This window comes from Sphingobium sp. (assembly GCF_035511395.1).
Taxonomy (GTDB): Bacteria; Pseudomonadota; Alphaproteobacteria; order Sphingomonadales; family Sphingomonadaceae; genus Sphingobium.
Window position 1 is genome coordinate 35176 of record NZ_DATKFP010000176.1, and the last position, 17835, is coordinate 53010.

The window sequence follows — 17835 nt, forward strand, 5'->3', positions numbered from 1 at the left end:
CCGCCGGCATTTCGTTGATGCTTTCCATGACTTGCGTGGCGGCTTACAGCTTTGCAGGTGAGCGAGGAAAATCAAGCCGCCATCCATGATCTGGCCGTCATCGGCGGCGGCGTGAATGGCTGCGGCATTGCCCGCGATGCCGTCGGGCGCGGCGCCAAAGTGTTGCTGCTGGAGCGCGGCGACCTGGCGCAGGGAACATCGTCCGCCTCGACCAAGCTTATCCATGGCGGCCTGCGCTATCTGGAACATGGCGAGTTTGCGCTAGTGTGCGAGGCGCTGTCGGAGCGGGAGCGGCTCTGGCGGATCGCGCCGCATATCATCCATCCGATGCGCTTCGTACTGCCCTGGACAAGGGGGCTGCGGCCGCGCTGGATGCTGCGCCTTGGCCTGTTCATCTATGATCATATCGGCGGACGGCGCGCATTGCCGGCGACCGAGGCGATCGATTTGTGTCATCATGCGGCCGGCGTGCCGCTCCAGCGCGGTTTCGGACCTGCCTATTGCTATTCCGATGGTTGGGTCGACGATGCGCGGCTCGTGATCCTCAATGCGCGGGATGCCGCGGACCGGGGGGCAGAACTGCATACGCGCACGGCGGTGACGGGCCTCGCGCGGACAGACGATCATTGGGCGATCGAAACGCGGACGGCCGATGGCGGTTCAAGGCAATTCCGCGCCCGTGCGCTGGTCAATGCGGCCGGTCCTGCGGCGCTGGACCTCATGCGTCTCGCCCATGGACGGAGCGATAGGCAGATGCGGCTGGTGCGGGGATCGCATATCGTCGTGCCGCGCGTCTTCGATCACAGCTTCGCCTATTTCTTTCAGCTGCCCGACGGCCGCATTTTCTTTGCCATTCCCTATGAGCGCGATTTCACCCTGATAGGCACCACCGACCGGGATCATGCGGGCGGGCTGGATCATGTCTCTGCGAGCGAGGAAGAGGTGGCCTATCTCTGCGAGTCGGCGAACCGCTATTTCGCCCGCGTCATCAAGCCAGCGGATGTGGTCTGGTCCTATGCCGGCGTCCGCCCCCTGATCGATGACGGATCGGCCCGGCCGGAGGCGGCGACGCGCGGCTATCGGCTGGAACTGGAGGCAGGTGGGGAGGGGCACGCGCCCTTGCTCCATATATTGGGCGGCAAGATCACCACCTATCGTCATCTCGCGGCCGAGGCAGTGGCATTACTCCAGCCGCATCTTCCGGCATTGCAGGGCGGCGACTGGACGGCCGGCGCGCCGTTGCCGGGCGGCGATTTCGCGATGACGGGCCTCAACGACCTGATCGCCGGGCTGGCGTGCGACTATCCCTTTCTCGACACGGCGACGGCAGACCGGATCGGACGTGCCTATGGCACGCGGGCGCGCGACTGGCTGGGCGATGCGCGTGGACTTGTCCAACTCGGCGTTCATTTCGGCTCTGGTTTGACCGAGGCGGAGGTCGCCTATCTGGTCCATCGGGAATGGGCGCGGACGAGCGAGGACATCATCTGGCGCCGGACCAAATTGGGCCTACGCCTGAACAGGGAACAGGTCGCCGCGCTCGATGCCTGGCTGGAGGAGAGGTGATGAGCGAGCGCATGATTCTGGTGCTGGACGAAGGCACCACCTCCACCCGCGCCATTCTCTACACCGCCGATGGCGTGCGCGGCGCGATGGCGCAGCGGGAACTGACGCAATATTATCCACAGCCCGGCTGGGTCGAACATGATCCGAAAGAGATATGGGAACGCACCCTGACCTGCGCGCGCGAGATGGTCGCCCATGCCGGCAGCGCGGATCGAATCGCGGCGATCGGCATCACCAACCAGCGCGAGACGGTCGTTGCCTGGGACCGGCGCACCGGAGAGCCATTGTCGCGTGCCATCGTCTGGCAGGACCGCCGTACCGCCGACCGGTGCGATGCCCTGCGCGCCGAAGGCCATGAAGCGTTGATTCAGTCGCGCACTGGCCTTGTGGTCGATCCCTATTTCTCCGCCACCAAGATGCGCTGGCTGATTGAAAATGTACCGGAAATCGCGGCCGCCCGCGATGGGCTGGCGTTAGGAACGGTCGAAAGCTGGCTGGTGTGGAAGCTGACAGGCGGCCGTCATATCACCGACGCCAGCAATGCCAGTCGAACCCAGTTGATGGCGTTGGACGGGGCGGGCTGGGACGCGGAACTGTGTGCGCTCTTCGATGTGCCGCAACAGGCATTGCCCGCTATTGTCGACAATATCGGCGACTTTGGGATCACCATCCCAGATCTTCTAGGTGGCGCGATCCCGATCAAGGGACTTGCCGGCGACCAGCAGGCCGCGACCATCGGGCAGGGCTGCTTGGATCCCGGTTCGGTCAAGGCGACATTAGGCACGGGCGCCTTCATCCTCGCTTCTACCGGGAGCAGCCTGCCCGTATCGTCGCATCGCCTGTTGGCGACGGTGCTATGCCAGGTGAACGGGGTTCGTCACTATGCGCTGGAAGGGGCGATCTTCGTCGCGGGAAGCCTGATCCAGTGGCTGCGCGACCGGCTGGGCCTGATCGCGGCTGCGGCCGATACCGATGCCATCGCCCGGTCGGTGTCAGACAATGGCGGCGTTGTGCTGTTGCCGGCCCTGTCGGGGCTGGGCGCACCCTATTGGCAGCCGGCGGTGACGGGCAGCATCCATGGGCTGACCCATGGCACTGGTAGGGCGCATATCGTGCGTGCTGCTCTCGAATCGATGGCGCATCAGGTGCATGACCTGGCCGCCGCCTTCGCCGCTGACGAAGCGCCCTGGCACCACCTGCGGATTGATGGCGGAATGAGTGCCAATGACTGGATCGCGCAGGATCTGGCGGACATGCTGCGCCTGCCGGTGGAGCGTCCCGCCGATGTCGAGACGACGGCGCGGGGCGCAGCGATGCTGGCCAGCGTGGGTGCGGGTTTTTACCCGACGTTGGCAGCCGCTGCGGCGAAGCAGTCGCCGCTCATGTCTTTCGTGCCCACCCTGCCGGATGGGGTGCGAGAACGGAGGCTGGCCGCTTGGCAACAGGTGGTCGCAGACGTGGTGACGTCGCGCGGCTTGGCTGGTTCTGCTGCGCTGTGAGTAAATGTTAAGGTTGGCATTGTATCGCCGTGGCATCATGCCGCGGCTTGTCCTTCGCCATCCCAAGTCCCTGTTCGCACCGTTGCTGACGGGCAGCGTCTATTTCGTTGCGGCATCGGTCGCCCTGCTGGCTTCGCGGTTCGAAGGCGGGCTTGCCTTCATCTGGGGCGCGAACGCCTTTCTCATGGCGGAATTGCTGACATCACGCTCCGCCTATTGGCCGCGTGCCATCCTCGCTTGCGCCATCGCCAGCGCGCTCGCCACCGGCCTGTTCGGCATGGGGGCCATGGCCGCCATACCCATGGCATTGATCAATGTCTGCGAGTCGTTGATCGTCGCGGTCATCTGCCGGCATCATCTAGGCGATCGTGCGGTGACCGGATCGGTTCGGCCGTTGGTCGTCTTCATCCTTGCCTTGTGCGGCGTCGCCGATGTGATCACGGGGCTTGCCGCCGCGTCGGTCGCCGCCTTGCTGTCGCCGGTCGGCTTCGCAGCGTCCTGGCTGCAATGGTACACTGGTCATGCCCTGGGCGGCCTGATCTGCACCCCGATCCTGCTGATCCTGTTGCAAGGTGAGTTCGGCCGCTGGATGCGCGACACACCTCGCGCGGTGAAGATCGAGGTGTCGGTGCTTCTGGGGTTCTTCAGCTTGGTGACGGCCCATGTCTTCTATTGGGCCAGCTATCCGATGCTGTTCGCGCCGCTGTTGCCGATGGTGCTGATCGCTTTCCGCGGCGGCCATATGGGGGCTGCTGCTTCGATCATCATCCTCGCCATTATCGGTGGCACGGCGACTCTGTCGGGCGTGGGGCCGCTTATGATGATCCCGGTTCCAATCGGCGAGCGGGTACAGGCGCTGCAATTCTATCTGGCGCTCAGTTTCCTGCTGTCGATGCCAGTCGCCGCCGAACTCAACGGCCGGCGGAGGCTGTTCCTGATGTTGCAGGAAAGCGAATCCCGCTTCCGCGCTATCGCCGAGCATAGCGGCGATGTCGTGCTCGACATCAGTGTGGAGGGAGTGATCGGATATGCTTCGCCCTCGGCCTTGGAGCAGATCGGCTGCGCGCCTGACCTGCTGGTGGGGCAGGCCGCCGCCGATCTGGTCGATCCGCGCGACCGGGCTTCGGTTATCGCATCGCATCATAAGGCGCTGGCGCAGCCCGGCGCAGCACATAAGGTCGAGTTCCGTCCGCTCCAGTCGCTCAGCGACCTCGACTGGTGCGAGATGGTCAGCCGGGCGGTGGTGGATGGCCATGGTCAGCCCAGCGGAGTCGTCGGCATGATCCGCGACATTTCGCGGCACAAGGCACGACAACGGGCGTTGCAACAGGTTGCCGCGCGCGATTCGCTAACCGGGGCCGATAGCCGTCGGGCCTTTCTGGACAAGCTGGACGCCGAAATGCTGCGCGTGGCGAACGGTGCGCAATCGAGTCTTTTGTTAATCGACATCGATCATTTCAAGTCGGTCAATGATCGCTATGGCCATGTCGCCGGCGACCGGGTGCTGAGCGGCTTCGTCGAACGATTGCGCCCCGGCCTGCGCGGTGGCGACAGCATCGGTCGACTGGGCGGGGAGGAATTTGCCATATTGTTCGTCGACAGCGATATCCATCGGTCGAGCATGTCGTGCGAGAGACTGCGCGCGCGGCTGGCAATGCCGATCGAGTTCAACGACAACGCCGAAGCCATCGCCATCACCTTCAGCGGAGGCCTTGTCGAACTGGACGGCCATGCGACCCGGTCGGCCATGCTGGAGGCGGCGGACAAGGCGCTCTATCGCGCCAAGCATAGCGGACGGAACTGCCTGCGGCTGGCGGCCTGAAAGGCTGGCACCGGGGGATGATCCGCGTTTAAATATTCCGGATGTTATGTTGTAACTTATAGCTGCCTGGCTTATGTAGCAGCGATCATGCCGCAAAGCCTTCGCCATGCCCTGTTTACCGGACGACTCGATCGCATCGCGATTGCGTTATCGGGTCTTTGTGTGGCGCATTGCTTCGTTACCGCCGTGGTGCTTGGTCTGCTTGCATCGGCTGGCGGTATTTTCGAAAGTCCGCTCTTCCATGAGGTAGGGCTGGGCCTTGCCATCCTGCTGGGCGCGATAGCGCTGGGGCATGGCGCAATCATGCACGGCTTCATGATGCCCGCCGCGATCGGATCATTAGGGTTGGGTGTGATGGTCGGCGCTCTCACCATGGATCATGGTCCGCAGGAAAGCCTCTATACTTTGATTGGTGTTGGCATATTGGCGCTGGGCCACGACCTCAACCATCGTGCTGGTCGATAGGGCATCAAAAAGGGGGCGCTTCCGGCTCCCTTTTCGATGGGCCATCGATCGTATCAGTTGCCGCGACGATGATCGGTCCGGTGCTCGCCCTTGACCCAGCGGACCGTGCCGGTACTGGCACGCATCACCACGCTCTCGGTGGTCAGCTTCCCGCCGGGCAGGCGCTTCACCCCATCGAGTAGCGAGCCGTCGGTCACGCCCGTTGCTGCAAAGATGCAGTCGCCTCTGGCTAGTTCCTTGAGGTCGTAGACCCGGTCCAGATCTGTGATGCCCCATTTGCGCGCGCGCGCCTTCTCATCCTCGTTGCGGAAGAGGAGCCGCCCCTTGAACTGGCCGCCGACGCAGCGCAGCGCGGCGCAGGCCAGCACGCCCTCCGGTGCGCCGCCCGATCCCATATAGATGTCGATCGTGGTTTCCGGGTCGCTGGTGGCAATCACGCCTGCCACGTCGCCATCGGGTATCAGCATGATGCCGCACCCGATCGTGCGCAGTTCGGCGATCAGCTTTTCGTGCCGCGGTCGATCAAGCACGCAGACGATGAGTTCATGCGGATCGACCCCTTTCGCGGCCGCGACCGCCTCGACATTCTCCTTCACCGACCTGTTGAGGTCGATCACGCCATCGGGATAGCCGGGGCCGATCGCCAGCTTCTCCATATAGACGTCGGGCGCGTTGAGCAGGCCGCCCTCCTCGGAAATGGCCAGGACGGCAAGCGCATTTGGACCCGCCTTGGCGGTGATCGTCGTGCCTTCCAGTGGATCGAGCGCAATGTCGATCCTGGGGCCGGTGCCGATCGCGTTGCCGACCTTCTCGCCGATATAGAGCATCGGCGCTTCATCGCGCTCGCCCTCGCCGATGACGACGGTGCCGTCCATGTAGAGATCGTTGAAGGCAAGCCGCATGGCTTCGACGGCGGCGGCATCGGCCGCTTTTTCGTCGCCGCGGCCGATCAGCTTCGACGCGGCGATCGCGGCGGCTTCGGTGACGCGGACCATCTCTAACACCAGGACACGGTCGAGAATCGAACTTCCCTGCACCATCTTGTTCCTCTTCCCTTTTGCTTTGACCAAGGGCGATAAGCTCTGCGCCCGCCCTTGTCGAGCGTCGCCATCATGCCGCCATCATTGGATGATTTCCTCTTCAGCCGATGAAAATCGCGGGTCTGCCTCTCATGTTCATTCCGCTGTTGCCCGGCGCTGCCTGGGCGGCGGAAGCGGACGATCCGATGGCGGTCTATCGCGCCAGAACGCAGGTGGTGAAACCCTGCGACCGCAGCGGCGGCGCGATTGTCGTTTGTGGCAATCGGGCCGAGCGCAATGCGAAAGAGCGGCTACCTCTGCCCCGCGAGCCAGCGGACGGCGGGATCGTGAAGGGCGATGCACCGCGCGCGTCGGCTTCGCCGGTGAGGCAGGGCAGTTGTGGCGTCGTCGGCGGGCAGGGGGCGGGATGCGCGGGCGGCCTTCCCGTCTTTCAGGCGGTCGGTGCGCTGGTGAAGGCGGCGACCGCCATAATCGATCCGGATGCCGACCTCGCCCCGCCGGCTGCGCTGCCCGAACGCTTCAACGGCACCGGGCAGCACTAAAGGCGCCTCAGTCGAGAATGTGCATGACCATAGGCGTATCGAGCAGACTGTCCGATCCGGCCAACCGCTCCAGCGTGTCGCGCACGGCACGCTCTTCGCTCGCATGGGTGACGATCACGACCAGCACGCCATCTTCATGATGCGCGCCGCGCTGGATCATGCTTTCGATCGACACGCCCGCATCGCGCGTGGCGGCGGCGATCTCCGCCAGAACGCCGGGCTGGTCCTTCACCTTGAAACGCAGATAGGTGCGGCCGATCCGCGCGCCGGCGTCGGCCGTCTTTTGCGGCGTGAGCGCGGCGACCGGCATGGCGAAGGCGTCGCCATATTCGTCGCGCGCCACGTCGATCAGGTCGGCAACCACCGCCGACGCCGTCGGGCCATCGCCCGCGCCGCGCCCCTGGAAGAAGAGGCGACCGACGAAATTGCCTTCCGCCACCACGGCGTTCAGCGACCCGTCGACATGGGCGAGCGGGTGGTTGAGCGGGACCAGCATCGGATGGACGCGCTGGAACAGGCCATCGGGACCATTTTGCGCCATCCCGACCAAGCGGATGCGATAGCCGAGCGCGGCGGCTTCGGCGATGTCTGCGGCAATGATATGGCGGATGCCGGTGGTGGCGACCGTGTCGAAATCCAGTTCCGTGCCGAAGGCCAGGCTGGCGAGAATGGTCAACTTGTGCGCAGCATCGACGCCGTCGATGTCGAAACTGGGATCTGCCTCGGCATAGCCCAGTTCCTGCGCTTCCTTCAGAACCTCGTCGAAGCCCCGGCCTTCCTTCTCCATCGTGGTCAGGATGTAGTTGCAGGTGCCGTTGAGGATGCCGAAGACCCCGCTGATCTCGTTGGCGGCGGCGCCTTCGCGCATCCCCTTGATGACCGGGATGCCGCCCGCCACCGCGGCTTCATATTTGAGCGCTATGCCGCCCTTTTCGGCGAGCCGGGCGAGGTCGAGGCCATGATGCGCCAGCATCGCCTTGTTCGCGGTGACGAAGGGCTTGCCGACGGTCAGGCACTGGCGGGCGAGCGTGAGGGCGGGGCCGTCCGACCCGCCGATCAGTTCCACAACCACGTCGACATCGTCGCGCGTCGCGAGCGTCGTCATGTCATCGACCCATTCATAGGATGACAGGTCGACGCCGCGATCCTTGTTCCGGTCGCGCGCGGAAATGGCGACGATCTGAATCGGGCAGCCGGCCCGCCGCGCAATCAGGTCGCCATTCTTTTCCAGCAGCCTAATGACGCCGCCGCCCACCGTGCCGAGGCCGACGAGCGCGACGCGCAGCGGGGCATGGCGGTGCAGATTGGTCATGGCGGCTATCTTCCCTTCCGGCTTTTCAAGAGCCGCGCTGATAGCCGCCTCTGCGTCCCTGTCCAAAGGAAAAGCGCGAATCAGCCCGTCGTTCGCGTGCGCTCGCACGGACCGAGTGCATCGATCACCAGCTTATAGTCGGCGCGCGCGGCTTCGGCGTCCTGGACCGACAGGCTGCGTGTCGAACGCGGCGACAAGGTGAACGGCAAACCGCAGGCCAGACGATACCAGAGCAGGCTGCCCGGCTCGGGCGGGCGGGCCGCTTCATCGACAATCTCGCCGAGCGCGACGGCCCAGCGCGGCGCCTGTCCAGGCCGGCGCAGGATCGACAGCGAAACGGGATCGCCATTTTCGGTGCGCAGGAAAATCTGCGTTTCGCCCTCGCCGGCAATCGTGCCTGCCACATGGAAGGCATCGCCAAGGCCGAGAATTGTCGGCGGGGCATCCGGTGCGACGAGCGCCGAAAGTATCTGCTTCACCCGTGATATTTCGGAAGGGAAGGCGGGGATCAGCGCATCCGGTGCGACGAGCTGGATTTCTCCGGGTCGACCGCCGCCTCGGGCGAAGACGATCATCTCGGCCTTCTTGAGCTTGGGCAGCTTGCCGCGCCGGTCGAGGGGGGAGTCGTAAAGATAGGTCACGGTCGGGCTGATTCCACCCTCGCCGCGAATCAGGCCGCTCACTTCGGCTTCAATATAGACCCGTTGATGGCCCTGCGGGACCGCTCCAGCCTGCTCGGCCTTGATCTTGATGATGTTGCGAATCCGCACAATGGCCACCAACGGCGCGTGGTCGGCCAGGTCCACAATGTCGGCATAGGACAAGCCTGCGGGTTGCCCTGATCGCGCAGTCGATGATTGCGTTACCATTTGGTCACCCTGTGCAAATGCTGGGAAAACCGCGGAATATGCGGCGGAAATGAGGCAGGCGGTGCCAAGGGTGCGCAGCAGGGTGGAGGATTTCATGCTCAACTTCGTCCTATGGTTTTGGCCCGTGGCAAGGATGTCACAGGCAAGTCATTCTGATATGAAATGGTAACCGCAAATGAGGATATCGATAAAGCGTTTGCGTGCCACGATGCGCCGCGATAGGAGTTCGCTCGGTAGCAATTGGACGGACAGGGGCCAAAGGTGGCCGGGATAGCTCCCGGGCAGCTTGGGTCGTTTTTGGCTGATTTGTATAAACCACTGGTAAGATGAGTTAAGGAGTGTCGTTGCCGAATGGCCTATGCTGACCACTCGCAAGGATCGAGTCGCACGATATCGATCGTCATCGTCGCCCTGATTCACGCTGTTCTCGGCTATGCCTTCGTCACCGGTCTTGGCATGAAATATGTCAAAAAGGCGGCGGAACAGCTGAACGTGATCGACGTCAAGGAGGAACCGCCGCCACCGGACGAGGAGCCGCCGCCGCCGCCGCCAGACCAGCCGGTCGAGCCGCCGCCGGTCGTCGCTCCGCCGCCGATCGTTCAGACCCCGGCTCCCGCGCCGCCGATCCAGACGGTTCGGACGCCGCCGCCGGTGTTCAACCCGGTTCCGGTCGCCGCACCGCCGCCGCCGCCGCCGGCTCCGCCGCCGCCGGCTCAGGCTGCAACACGCGCTACGCCGCGTGGCGCACCTGGCAGCTGGCTCAGCGACGCCGACTACCCGAGCCGCGCGCAGCGCGAAGAACGTTCGGGTACGGCTGGTTTCCGTCTGGAAATCGGCGCTGATGGACGTGTCACCAACTGCACCATCACCCAGTCGACCGGCCATGCCGACCTCGACGAGGCGACCTGCCGCCTGCTCCCGCGTCGTGCGCGGTTCAAGCCGGCCAAGGGTTCCGATGGTCAGGATATGCCTGACACCTACAACGGGCGTATCACCTGGCGTCTGCCGGAATAATCCTATCGGGAAGGCGCGCGCCCGGCGCCGCCTGTCCCTAGCTTGATCTCATTGAGAGGGAAGTCTTGAACATGTTGATGTATCTCGCAGCTGCGGCTCCGAAGCCGGAAAACCCCTATGGTCTGATGGAAGCCCTGGAGCAGGGCGGCACCATCGCCTGGACCGTCTTCATCATCCTTTGCGGTATGTCGGTCGGCACTTTCTACATTCTTTTCACCAAGCTGATCGAACAGCAGAAGGTGATCAACCAGGGCAAGAAGATCCGTGCGACCTTCTGGCGCGCCGCGTCGCTGAAGGAAGCTTCGGCCAAGCTCGACAAGAACTCGGCCTACAAGCAGATCGTCGACGACGGCATCAAGGCTCAGGAAGAGCATAGCAAGCTGAAGGATCCGGTCGAAGCGCATGACTGGCTGCACGGCTCGCTGGCTCGTTCGGAAGCCGCGATCAACTCGTCGCTGAACGGCGGCCTGGCCTTCCTCGCGACCGTTGGTTCGACCTCGCCGTTCATCGGTCTGTTCGGTACGGTTATCGGTATCTACCGCGCTCTGATCAAGATCGGCGCTGCCGGTCAGGCTTCGATCGACGCCGTCGCCGGCCCGGTCGGTGAAGCTCTGATCATGACCGCCCTGGGTCTGGCCGTGGCCGTTCCCGCGGTGCTCGCCTACAACTTCCTGCAGCGCCGTAACAAGTCGATCGCCGAGCAGCTGAACGGTTTCACCGTCGACCTGCTGGCCTATCTGGTTTCGGACGGCGCCGTGAAGCCGACCGTTGCTGCTGCCCCGGCCGCTTCGGCTGCCAAGCCGGCTGTTGCACCGACCAAGGCCTGATTGCCTTAATAATCCGGCTCGGGAACCGGGTGGCGGCTGCGACCGCCCGGTTTCCCGCCGGACGTGGGTCTCGCTCAGCGGGGCACCATCGACACCAAGGTTAGGATAGTATCAATGGCAATGAGTGTTGGCCCCGGCGGCGGTGACGACAAGCCCTTGTCCGACATCAACACGACGCCGCTCGTCGACGTCATGCTGGTGTTGCTCATCATCTTTCTCATCGCGGTCCCGGTCGTCGTCCAGACGGTCGATCTGCAGCTTCCCAAGGTGGCGTTCGAGCCGACCACGACCAAGCCCGAAAATGTGTCCCTTTCGGTCACCACGGGTTCCGACGGCGCTTGCGCGGTTTTCTGGGGCATGGCCCCGGTGAGTTCGAGCGAACTGCTCGACCGTGCGGTCGCAAAGCTCGAAGCAGACATCAAGAAGGCTGGCGGCGTTGAAAACATGACGCCCGAGGATCTGCCCGAAGTGCATATCCGCGGCGACATCAATACCCCCTATCGTTGCATCGGCGGCACCATCTACACGATGCAGCGCGCCGGTTTCCCGAAGGTGGGCTTCATCTCCGAGCCGGAACCCGGCACGTCGACGACCCGCCTCTGATCGGCTGATTAAGGAGATTTCGCTATGGCAATGAGCATGGGCTCCGATGATGGCGAGCCGATGATGGAAATGAACACGACGCCGTTGATCGACGTCATGCTCGTTCTCCTCATCATGTTCATCATCACCATTCCGATCCAGACCCACGCGGTGAAGATCGACCTGCCGCAGAACGCGCCGCCTACGGACAGCGTGATCGACCCGGTCAAGAACAAGGTCGCGATCGACCCGAGCGGCGTGATTACCTGGAACGGTGCGCCGATCGATCTGCTGACCCTGCGTCAGTATCTGCAGCAGTCGCTGCGCCTGCCGGTCGAGCCGGAACTGCAGTTCCAGCCGAACGCAGCAACCCGCTATGTCGTCGTTGACGAAGTGCTGGCGGAGATCAAGCGTGCGGGCGTCACCAAGCTGGGTTTCGTCGGTAACGAACAATATGGCAGCTTCTAAGATCTGAATTCCGGCCGGTCCGCGCTTTCAGGACTTCCCCCTTCCGCAGGGCGGCAGGAACAGATTTTCTAATGCTGGGTTTGCAGGGGTCGCCATTGGCGGCCCCTTTTTTTACCGGTCACGATCGCTTAACTGTTTCCTTACCCTGTTGTCCCATCATGGGATCATGGGCGCGGAACCATATCTTGAACAAATTCGCCGGCAACGCCTCGCTGAGCGACGCGATGTCCAGATCGGGGTCAAGGTTCGGCGGCCCGGCGAAACATGGTTCAGCAGCCAGATTGCGGATCTTTCCGTCAGTGGCTTTCGCCTTCAGAGTTTCATGAAGCTGAATGTCGGCAACGAGTTATGGATCATGTTGCCCGGCTTCGAAGGACGGCGTGCGCGCGTGCAGTGGACGCGTGGACATGAAGCCGGCTGTACTTTCGAGCGGCAACTCCATGCGGCCATTCTTGATCATATCGTACGTCTGGCCGCGGCGGAGGCATAGAATTTCGCCGCTCCGCGGCGCCGCCTAACCTGTCAGGCGGCGGAATTGTCCTGGAACTGGAGGCTGGCGAGGCGGGCGTAAAGGCCGCCAGTGGCAACCAACGTGGCGTGATCCCCCTGCTCCACGATCCGCCCCTCATCCAGCACGATGATTCGATCGGCGACGCGCACCGTCGCAAGGCGATGCGCGATCACGATCGTCGTGCGGCCCGCCATCAGTCGACCCAGCGCATCCTGCACCAGCCGCTCGGATTCGGCATCGAGCGCCGAAGTCGCCTCGTCGAGCAGCAGGATCGGCGCGTTACGAAGGAGCGCGCGGGCGATCGACAGGCGCTGGCGCTGCCCGCCCGACAAGCGCGCACCGCCTTCGCCAAGATAGCTATCCAGCCCTTCCGGCAAAGCGCGCAGGAAGCTTTCGGCATTGGCGGCTCGTGCGGCATCCCAGATCGCATCGTCGCTGGCGTCCCACCGACCATAGCGGAGGTTGTCACGGGCCGACGCGGCGAAGATGACGCTGTCCTGCGGCACCATCGCCATCATCGCGCGTGCACTGGCCGGATCGACATTCGGCAGGGGAATGCCGTTCAGCCGTACAGTGCCTCGTTCGGGATCGTAGAAGCGCATCGCGAGCTGGATCAACGTGGACTTGCCCGCACCCGACGGACCGACCACGGCAACCATTTCGCCGGGTGCAATGTCAAGTGTCACGCCGTTGAGCGCAGCCTGGTCCGGTCGGGTCGGATAATGGAAATGGACATCGTCGAAAGTGAGCCGGGCACCTTGCGTTGTCACCGGCAAAACGGTCGGCTGGGCCGGAGGGACGATGCCGGGCTCGGCCTGCATCAATTCGTCCAGTCGGCTTGCAGCACCGGCGCCACGCAACAGGTCGCCCCAGCTTTCCGACAACGAACCAAAAGCGCCGGCGACAAGTCCACCGGTCAGGACGAAGGCGGCGATGCTCCCCCCGGAAAGGCGACCGGCAGCAACATCGATCGCACCCAGCCACATGACACCGGTGATCGATCCAAACACCAGGGCGAAGGCGAGCGCGGTCATCACGGCGCGCAGCACTATACGCGTCCGCGCCGTGGCGAATCCCTTTTCCACGCTCACCTGAAAGCGCGCCGCCTCCCGTGCTTCCTGGCCGAAAGCTTGGACAATCTTCATCGCGCCCAGCACTTCTGTGGTGAGGCTGCCGATGTCGGCCAGTCTATCCTGGCTGTCGCGGGACAATTTGCGCACACGCCTCGCAAGGCCCAGCAGCACCAGCAGGATGGCTGGAATCCCCAGCAGCAACAGACCCGCAAGCTTGGGCGCCAGCGTGAAAAGATAGACGAGACCGCCGATCGCCGTCACGAGATTGCGCAGCGCAACCGAAACGGTGGAACCGACCACCTGTTCGACGATCGCGGTATCGGCGGTCATGCGCGATGCGATTTCGGAAGGCCGGTTCTCCTCGAAGAAGAGGGGCGCCTGACGCAACAGGTTACACTGCGTCGCGCTGCGGACGTCGGCGACGACGCGTTCACCGAGCCACGACACGAAATAGAAGCGCAGTGCGCTAGCGAGAGCGAGCACCACCACGATTATCAGCAGATATTCGAACCAGCGGCTGATGTCGCCGCCGCCCATGAAGCCCTTGTCGATGACCAGCCGGAAGCCATTAGGGATGGCGAGGGTCGCGGCCGACGAGACGATCAGCGCCGTGAGCGCGCCTGCGATCCGGGCCGGATAGCGCCGGGCAAAGCGCCAGAGCATCGCCAGGCTGCCAAGGGCGGGGCGCCTGGAGCCAGGCGGCGAAGCGGGTGCGATGTCCTCCATGCGCGGCGCTTAGAGCATTCTGAAGTCGGCTGGAACAGCCGACGGCTAGCAGAATGCGGGAAACAAAGAAAAATAGAGCGGTGAACGATCCGTTCACCGCTCCAGCAGGGCGCCCCGTTCGCCTCAATGGCCTGCCCGAAACGGGGGCGTTCAGCCCGCCGGCGCGATCGTACCCGCCAGTTCCATGATGCGCCGCGGCGCCGCGCCCCCGGTCAGGGCATAGGCCATGTCGCCGACCTCCCAATAGGCGCTTACCACGCCGGCCCGTTCTGCCAGCAATGGCTTGCCCTCCGCCGGGGTTTCGGCGTGGTCGGCAAAAAAGGAAAGATGTTCGCCGCGCCCGGTTTCGAGCGACATGGCGATGGCCGGGCTGTCGGGCGTGGGGAAGAGCTGGACATCGGTGACGCGCCAGTCGGCGGGCAGGGTGGGCAGGACGATGCCGGTCGTCCGCTCTATCTCCTGCGGGTTAAGCGTCGCGCTTTCGACCTGCGACGCCATGGACTGTCGCAGCAGCCCGGCCCGGCGCGAGGCGGCGGCTTCGTCGAGGAAGCTGCTCGCCTGCGCGGCCTGCGGAAATTCGCCCAGCTCACCACGGGCAATCCAGCCCGTCGCGATCAAAGCGGCGATGGCAGCGGCGCGGCCCATATGGCGCAGGGTGCGGCCAGCCTCATTGTCATTGGCGACCGGCACGCGCACGTCGCGCCGACGACCGACCAGCGTCCCCTTGGTTCCGTCCTTCATCAGGCGGAAGTCGATATGCGGCCAGCGCTGCCGCCAGCGCCGCGCCACCAGCCGCTCGCCGGGCCGCGCGGCATCGTCCAGCAACACCACGCCATTGGGGGAGAGGCGGGCGAACAGGCTGTCGGCCGCGCCGCGCACCAGCGGATGTACGCTCCAGGGCGGACCGTCGATGATGATGAGGTCGATCTGATCGGGCAGATTGTCGATCGCATACCAGCGACCGGGCCAGTCGGTACTTTCATGGGTCAGCGGCGCATGGCGGATATCGACGTCGAGGCGATTGTCGGCCAGCCACTGACGCGTCGCGTCGACGAAACCGCCATGCTGGTCGAAACTGTGCAGCCGCCCTCCGCCATGCAATTGCAGCGCACGCGCCGCGACCAGCGAGGAAGCGCCGGCGCCCAGTTCTACGACATGGGTCGGCCGCAGACGGGCGATTTCCCGCACGATATGGCGCAGGAAACCGACATCAGCTTTCCAACTGCCCAGATGGGGCAGGGCGTCATGGGCAAGGCCGAGTTCGTCCAGCAGCGCGCGCTTGTCCGCCTTGCGCCCACCCGACAGGCTGGCGAGCAGCCAGGGCCAGCCGATGGCGCCGAAACCGATGCGCCAGGCCATGTCGGACAGGCGGCGGCGAAGGTCATCCTCGCCGGCCTGCGTCTCGCTCAGGGGAAGAAAACCGGTCAGTTCGCGGGATGTCACGGAAAACGCATTCCTTCTGAAAAGGCGGACTTATGCCCGGCCTCCTGTGTCAGGCATATGACGCCCGTCATGGGGGTCAATTGCTGACGCGGGGAACGCCGATAACCCGTATAATTTCCGCGACCCGCCGTGGGTCGGGATCAGGACGAAGGACCGGGACGGGCGACGCATCCTGCACGATCCGCCGGCGCCATCCCGGTCCGCTGCGGAGCGGGGACTTCAAGCCCCTGCGATCCTGACGGTCGAGAAAAGCCTCAATAGCCGAGGGTCAGGCCGACCGCATAATATTTGGGGCCGACATTGGCCTTGGCGCGCAGCTTGGGGATGAGCGGCATCGCGAGCGTCGCATAGGGACGGGTATTGTCGCCGCTGAAGCGCACGCCCGCGCCGATCGTGGCCGACATCGGCAGGGTATAGGCGGCCTCGACCCGGCCATAGAGTTTGGTGTCGCCGTCGCGCAAATAGACGCCGCCGCCCGGCGTCAGGCTGAAACCGGCAATGCCCATCGCATAGCCCGCGCCGATCTCCGTCCCCCAGTGGCCGTCCGCGCGGCCATAATTGATTTCCGCACCCAGCCCTTCGGCATGGGCGGTGGCGGGGAAGGCGGCGGCCAGCGCGGCAGCGGTGAGGGAAAGGCGCAAATTCTTCATGCTGAAGGCGGCTAGGAGGACGGTCCTCGTCCGACAAGGGCAGGAGGGACGAGGCGAGTCGGTGTTGCGGCAGGATGCTGTTTTCCCGTCGCGTCGACGCGACGGCCCGAAGTTCACGATGTCGCAGGGCAATTTCGGGGCGATTCGCAGAAATTGCGACAGGAACGCGACAGGAACGCGACAGGTTCGCGCCGCCGCCGCGACGGCTGTGCGACACTTGCGCGTCGATCGCGCGCTATGAACGCCACAGCCGCGCGACGCGAATGCGACCGGCAGGCTGGCAAGTTTCCCCAAGATCCTTCGCCCTGAGCTTGTCGAAGGGCCTTACTTTCTCTTCAAAACACAAGGCTTGAAAGAAAGAAGGCGGCTTCGACGGGCTCAGCCCGAATGGATGTTGGGTGTCTCCAAATGGACGCTTCCCGCCCCTCAAATGCCATCGGGCAGAGCCTGTATCCAGACTCCGCCCGACGAGCATAGCTTATCAATGCGGCGTCGCGCTTATTTTGGCGCCAGCACCATCAGCATCTGGCGGCCTTCCATGCGCGGATAGGCTTCGACCTTGGCGATTTCCTGAACATTTTCCGCCACGCGCTGGAGCAGGTTCATGCCCAGTTGCTGGTGGCTGAGTTCGCGGCCACGGAAGCGCAGGGTGATCTTCACCTTGTCGCCGTCGCCGATGAAATCATGGACCTTCTTCATCTTCGTATCATAGTCATGATCGTCAATGTTCGGACGCATCTTGATCTCTTTGAGTTCCTGCGTCTTCTGGGTCTTGCGGGCGATATTCGCCTTTTTCTGGGCTTCGTACTTGAACTTGCCGATGTCCAGGAACTTGCAGACCGGCGGATCGGCGTTCGGCGAGACTTCCACGAGGTCGAGACCGACCTCATAGGCCTGCTCGATCGCCTCCTGCGTAAACATCACACCCAGATTTTCGCCGTCGTCATCGATCACGCGCACTTTGGGCACGTTGATGAACTCATTATAGCGGGGGCCGGACTTCGGCGGCGGCGCCAGCGGGCGGCGCATCATCGGGGGACGTATAGCGGTATCTCCTACGGTCGTTTCAAAAACGGACGGCTCTTAGCGGCTTTTACGAAAAGCCGAAAGGGGTGCGTACCTCCGTCGTAACGGAATCACGCACCCTTGCGGCATTTCTGCCTCACTGCATATCGGGTGCCTTGGCCTCATTTGCAAGACGGGTGATCACATCATCGAGCGAAATCACGCTCTGCCCTTCCTTGCCCAGTTCGCGCAGCGCCACCGTGCCCTCATCCGCCTCGCGGCGGCCCACGACCAGAAGATTCGGCACCTTTCCAAGGCTATGCTCGCGCACCTTGTAGTTGATCTTCTCGTTGCGGACGTCGAGTTCGGCGCGGATGCCGGCGGCGCGCAGCTTTTCCACCGCCGCCTTGGCGTAGTCGTC

General features: G+C 63.9%; 18 protein-coding genes. 10 read left to right on the plus strand and 8 right to left on the minus strand.

Features of this window, described 5'->3' with window-relative positions:
• Positions 1 to 57 precede the first annotated feature (57 nt).
• The 4 genes from VMR39_RS11935 to VMR39_RS11950 all read left to right on the plus strand — a co-directional run bounded on the left by VMR39_RS11935 (position 58) and on the right by VMR39_RS11950 (position 5352).
• Positions 58 to 1566 (plus strand): glycerol-3-phosphate dehydrogenase, encoded by a 1509-nt coding sequence (locus tag VMR39_RS11935; protein ID WP_325416187.1) that lies wholly within the window; start codon positions 58 to 60, stop codon positions 1564 to 1566.
• Positions 1566 to 3065, plus strand: a complete 1500-nt coding sequence (locus VMR39_RS11940; protein WP_325416188.1) for a glycerol kinase — start codon at positions 1566 to 1568, stop codon at positions 3063 to 3065. Before VMR39_RS11935 ends, VMR39_RS11940 begins: the two co-directional genes overlap by 1 nt.
• A 37-nt stretch (positions 3066 to 3102) precedes the next feature.
• Positions 3103 to 4887, plus strand: a complete 1785-nt coding sequence (locus VMR39_RS11945) for a diguanylate cyclase (protein WP_325416189.1) — start codon at positions 3103 to 3105, stop codon at positions 4885 to 4887.
• An 87-nt stretch (positions 4888 to 4974) separates the two neighbouring features.
• Positions 4975 to 5352, plus strand: coding sequence for a MerC domain-containing protein (locus VMR39_RS11950; RefSeq protein WP_325416190.1), 378 nt, complete (start codon positions 4975 to 4977; stop codon positions 5350 to 5352).
• A gap of 53 nt (positions 5353 to 5405) precedes the next feature.
• Here VMR39_RS11950 and glpX read toward each other — a convergent pair whose 3' ends face one another.
• Complete coding sequence (gene glpX, locus VMR39_RS11955) at positions 5406 to 6392, minus strand: class II fructose-bisphosphatase (protein WP_325416191.1); 987 nt, start codon at positions 6390 to 6392, stop codon at positions 5406 to 5408.
• 131 nt (positions 6393 to 6523) lie between these two features.
• On the opposite strand from glpX, the gene VMR39_RS11960 reads away from it, so the two are divergent.
• The gene (locus VMR39_RS11960) at positions 6524 to 6934 is read left to right on the plus strand and encodes a hypothetical protein (protein ID WP_325416192.1); all 411 of its coding nucleotides are present in this window, start codon (positions 6524 to 6526) and stop codon (positions 6932 to 6934) included.
• A gap of 7 nt (positions 6935 to 6941) precedes the next feature.
• On the opposite strand, the gene VMR39_RS11965 is transcribed toward VMR39_RS11960, so the two are convergent.
• The gene (locus VMR39_RS11965; protein ID WP_325416193.1) at positions 6942 to 8246 is read right to left on the minus strand and encodes a homoserine dehydrogenase; all 1305 of its coding nucleotides are present in this window, start codon (positions 8244 to 8246) and stop codon (positions 6942 to 6944) included.
• 80 nt (positions 8247 to 8326) lie between these two features.
• Positions 8327 to 9211 (minus strand): hypothetical protein, encoded by an 885-nt coding sequence (locus VMR39_RS11970; RefSeq protein WP_325416194.1) that lies wholly within the window; start codon positions 9209 to 9211, stop codon positions 8327 to 8329.
• Positions 9212 to 9466: 255 nt separating this feature from the next.
• Here VMR39_RS11970 and VMR39_RS11975 point away from each other — a divergent pair, with 255 nt between their 5' ends.
• From VMR39_RS11975 to VMR39_RS11995, 5 genes are all read left to right on the plus strand, one after another.
• Positions 9467 to 10129, plus strand: coding sequence for a TonB family protein (locus VMR39_RS11975; RefSeq protein WP_325416195.1), 663 nt, complete (start codon positions 9467 to 9469; stop codon positions 10127 to 10129).
• Between the two features lie 71 nt (positions 10130 to 10200).
• A complete protein-coding gene (locus VMR39_RS11980) occupies positions 10201 to 10956 on the plus strand; it encodes a MotA/TolQ/ExbB proton channel family protein (RefSeq protein ID WP_325416210.1) in 756 nt (251 codons plus the stop codon).
• A 114-nt stretch (positions 10957 to 11070) separates the two neighbouring features.
• Positions 11071 to 11559, plus strand: a complete 489-nt coding sequence (locus tag VMR39_RS11985; protein ID WP_325416196.1) for a biopolymer transporter ExbD — start codon at positions 11071 to 11073, stop codon at positions 11557 to 11559.
• 24 nt (positions 11560 to 11583) lie between these two features.
• A complete protein-coding gene (locus VMR39_RS11990) occupies positions 11584 to 12006 on the plus strand; it encodes a biopolymer transporter ExbD (RefSeq protein WP_325416197.1) in 423 nt (140 codons plus the stop codon).
• Positions 12007 to 12172: 166 nt separating this feature from the next.
• A complete protein-coding gene (locus tag VMR39_RS11995; protein WP_325416198.1) occupies positions 12173 to 12496 on the plus strand; it encodes a PilZ domain-containing protein in 324 nt (107 codons plus the stop codon).
• 32 nt (positions 12497 to 12528) lie between these two features.
• Here VMR39_RS11995 and VMR39_RS12000 read toward each other — a convergent pair whose 3' ends face one another.
• The 5 genes from VMR39_RS12000 to VMR39_RS12020 all read right to left on the minus strand — a co-directional run.
• Positions 12529 to 14316 (minus strand): ABC transporter transmembrane domain-containing protein, encoded by a 1788-nt coding sequence (locus tag VMR39_RS12000; protein ID WP_325416199.1) that lies wholly within the window; start codon positions 14314 to 14316, stop codon positions 12529 to 12531.
• A 150-nt stretch (positions 14317 to 14466) separates the two neighbouring features.
• Positions 14467 to 15759: a class I SAM-dependent methyltransferase gene (locus VMR39_RS12005; protein ID WP_325416200.1), complete on the minus strand. Its 1293-nt coding sequence runs from the start codon at positions 15757 to 15759 to the stop codon at positions 14467 to 14469.
• A gap of 254 nt (positions 15760 to 16013) precedes the next feature.
• Entirely contained in the window at positions 16014 to 16409 is a 396-nt protein-coding gene (locus VMR39_RS12010) for a hypothetical protein (RefSeq protein ID WP_325416202.1), read from the minus strand.
• A 498-nt stretch (positions 16410 to 16907) separates the two neighbouring features.
• The gene (gene infC, locus VMR39_RS12015) at positions 16908 to 17441 is read right to left on the minus strand and encodes a translation initiation factor IF-3 (RefSeq protein WP_325416204.1); all 534 of its coding nucleotides are present in this window, start codon (positions 17439 to 17441) and stop codon (positions 16908 to 16910) included.
• Positions 17442 to 17571: 130 nt separating this feature from the next.
• Positions 17572 to 17835 (minus strand): His/Gly/Thr/Pro-type tRNA ligase C-terminal domain-containing protein (locus VMR39_RS12020; protein WP_325416206.1); only part of this gene is annotated, 264 nt, incomplete at its 5' end.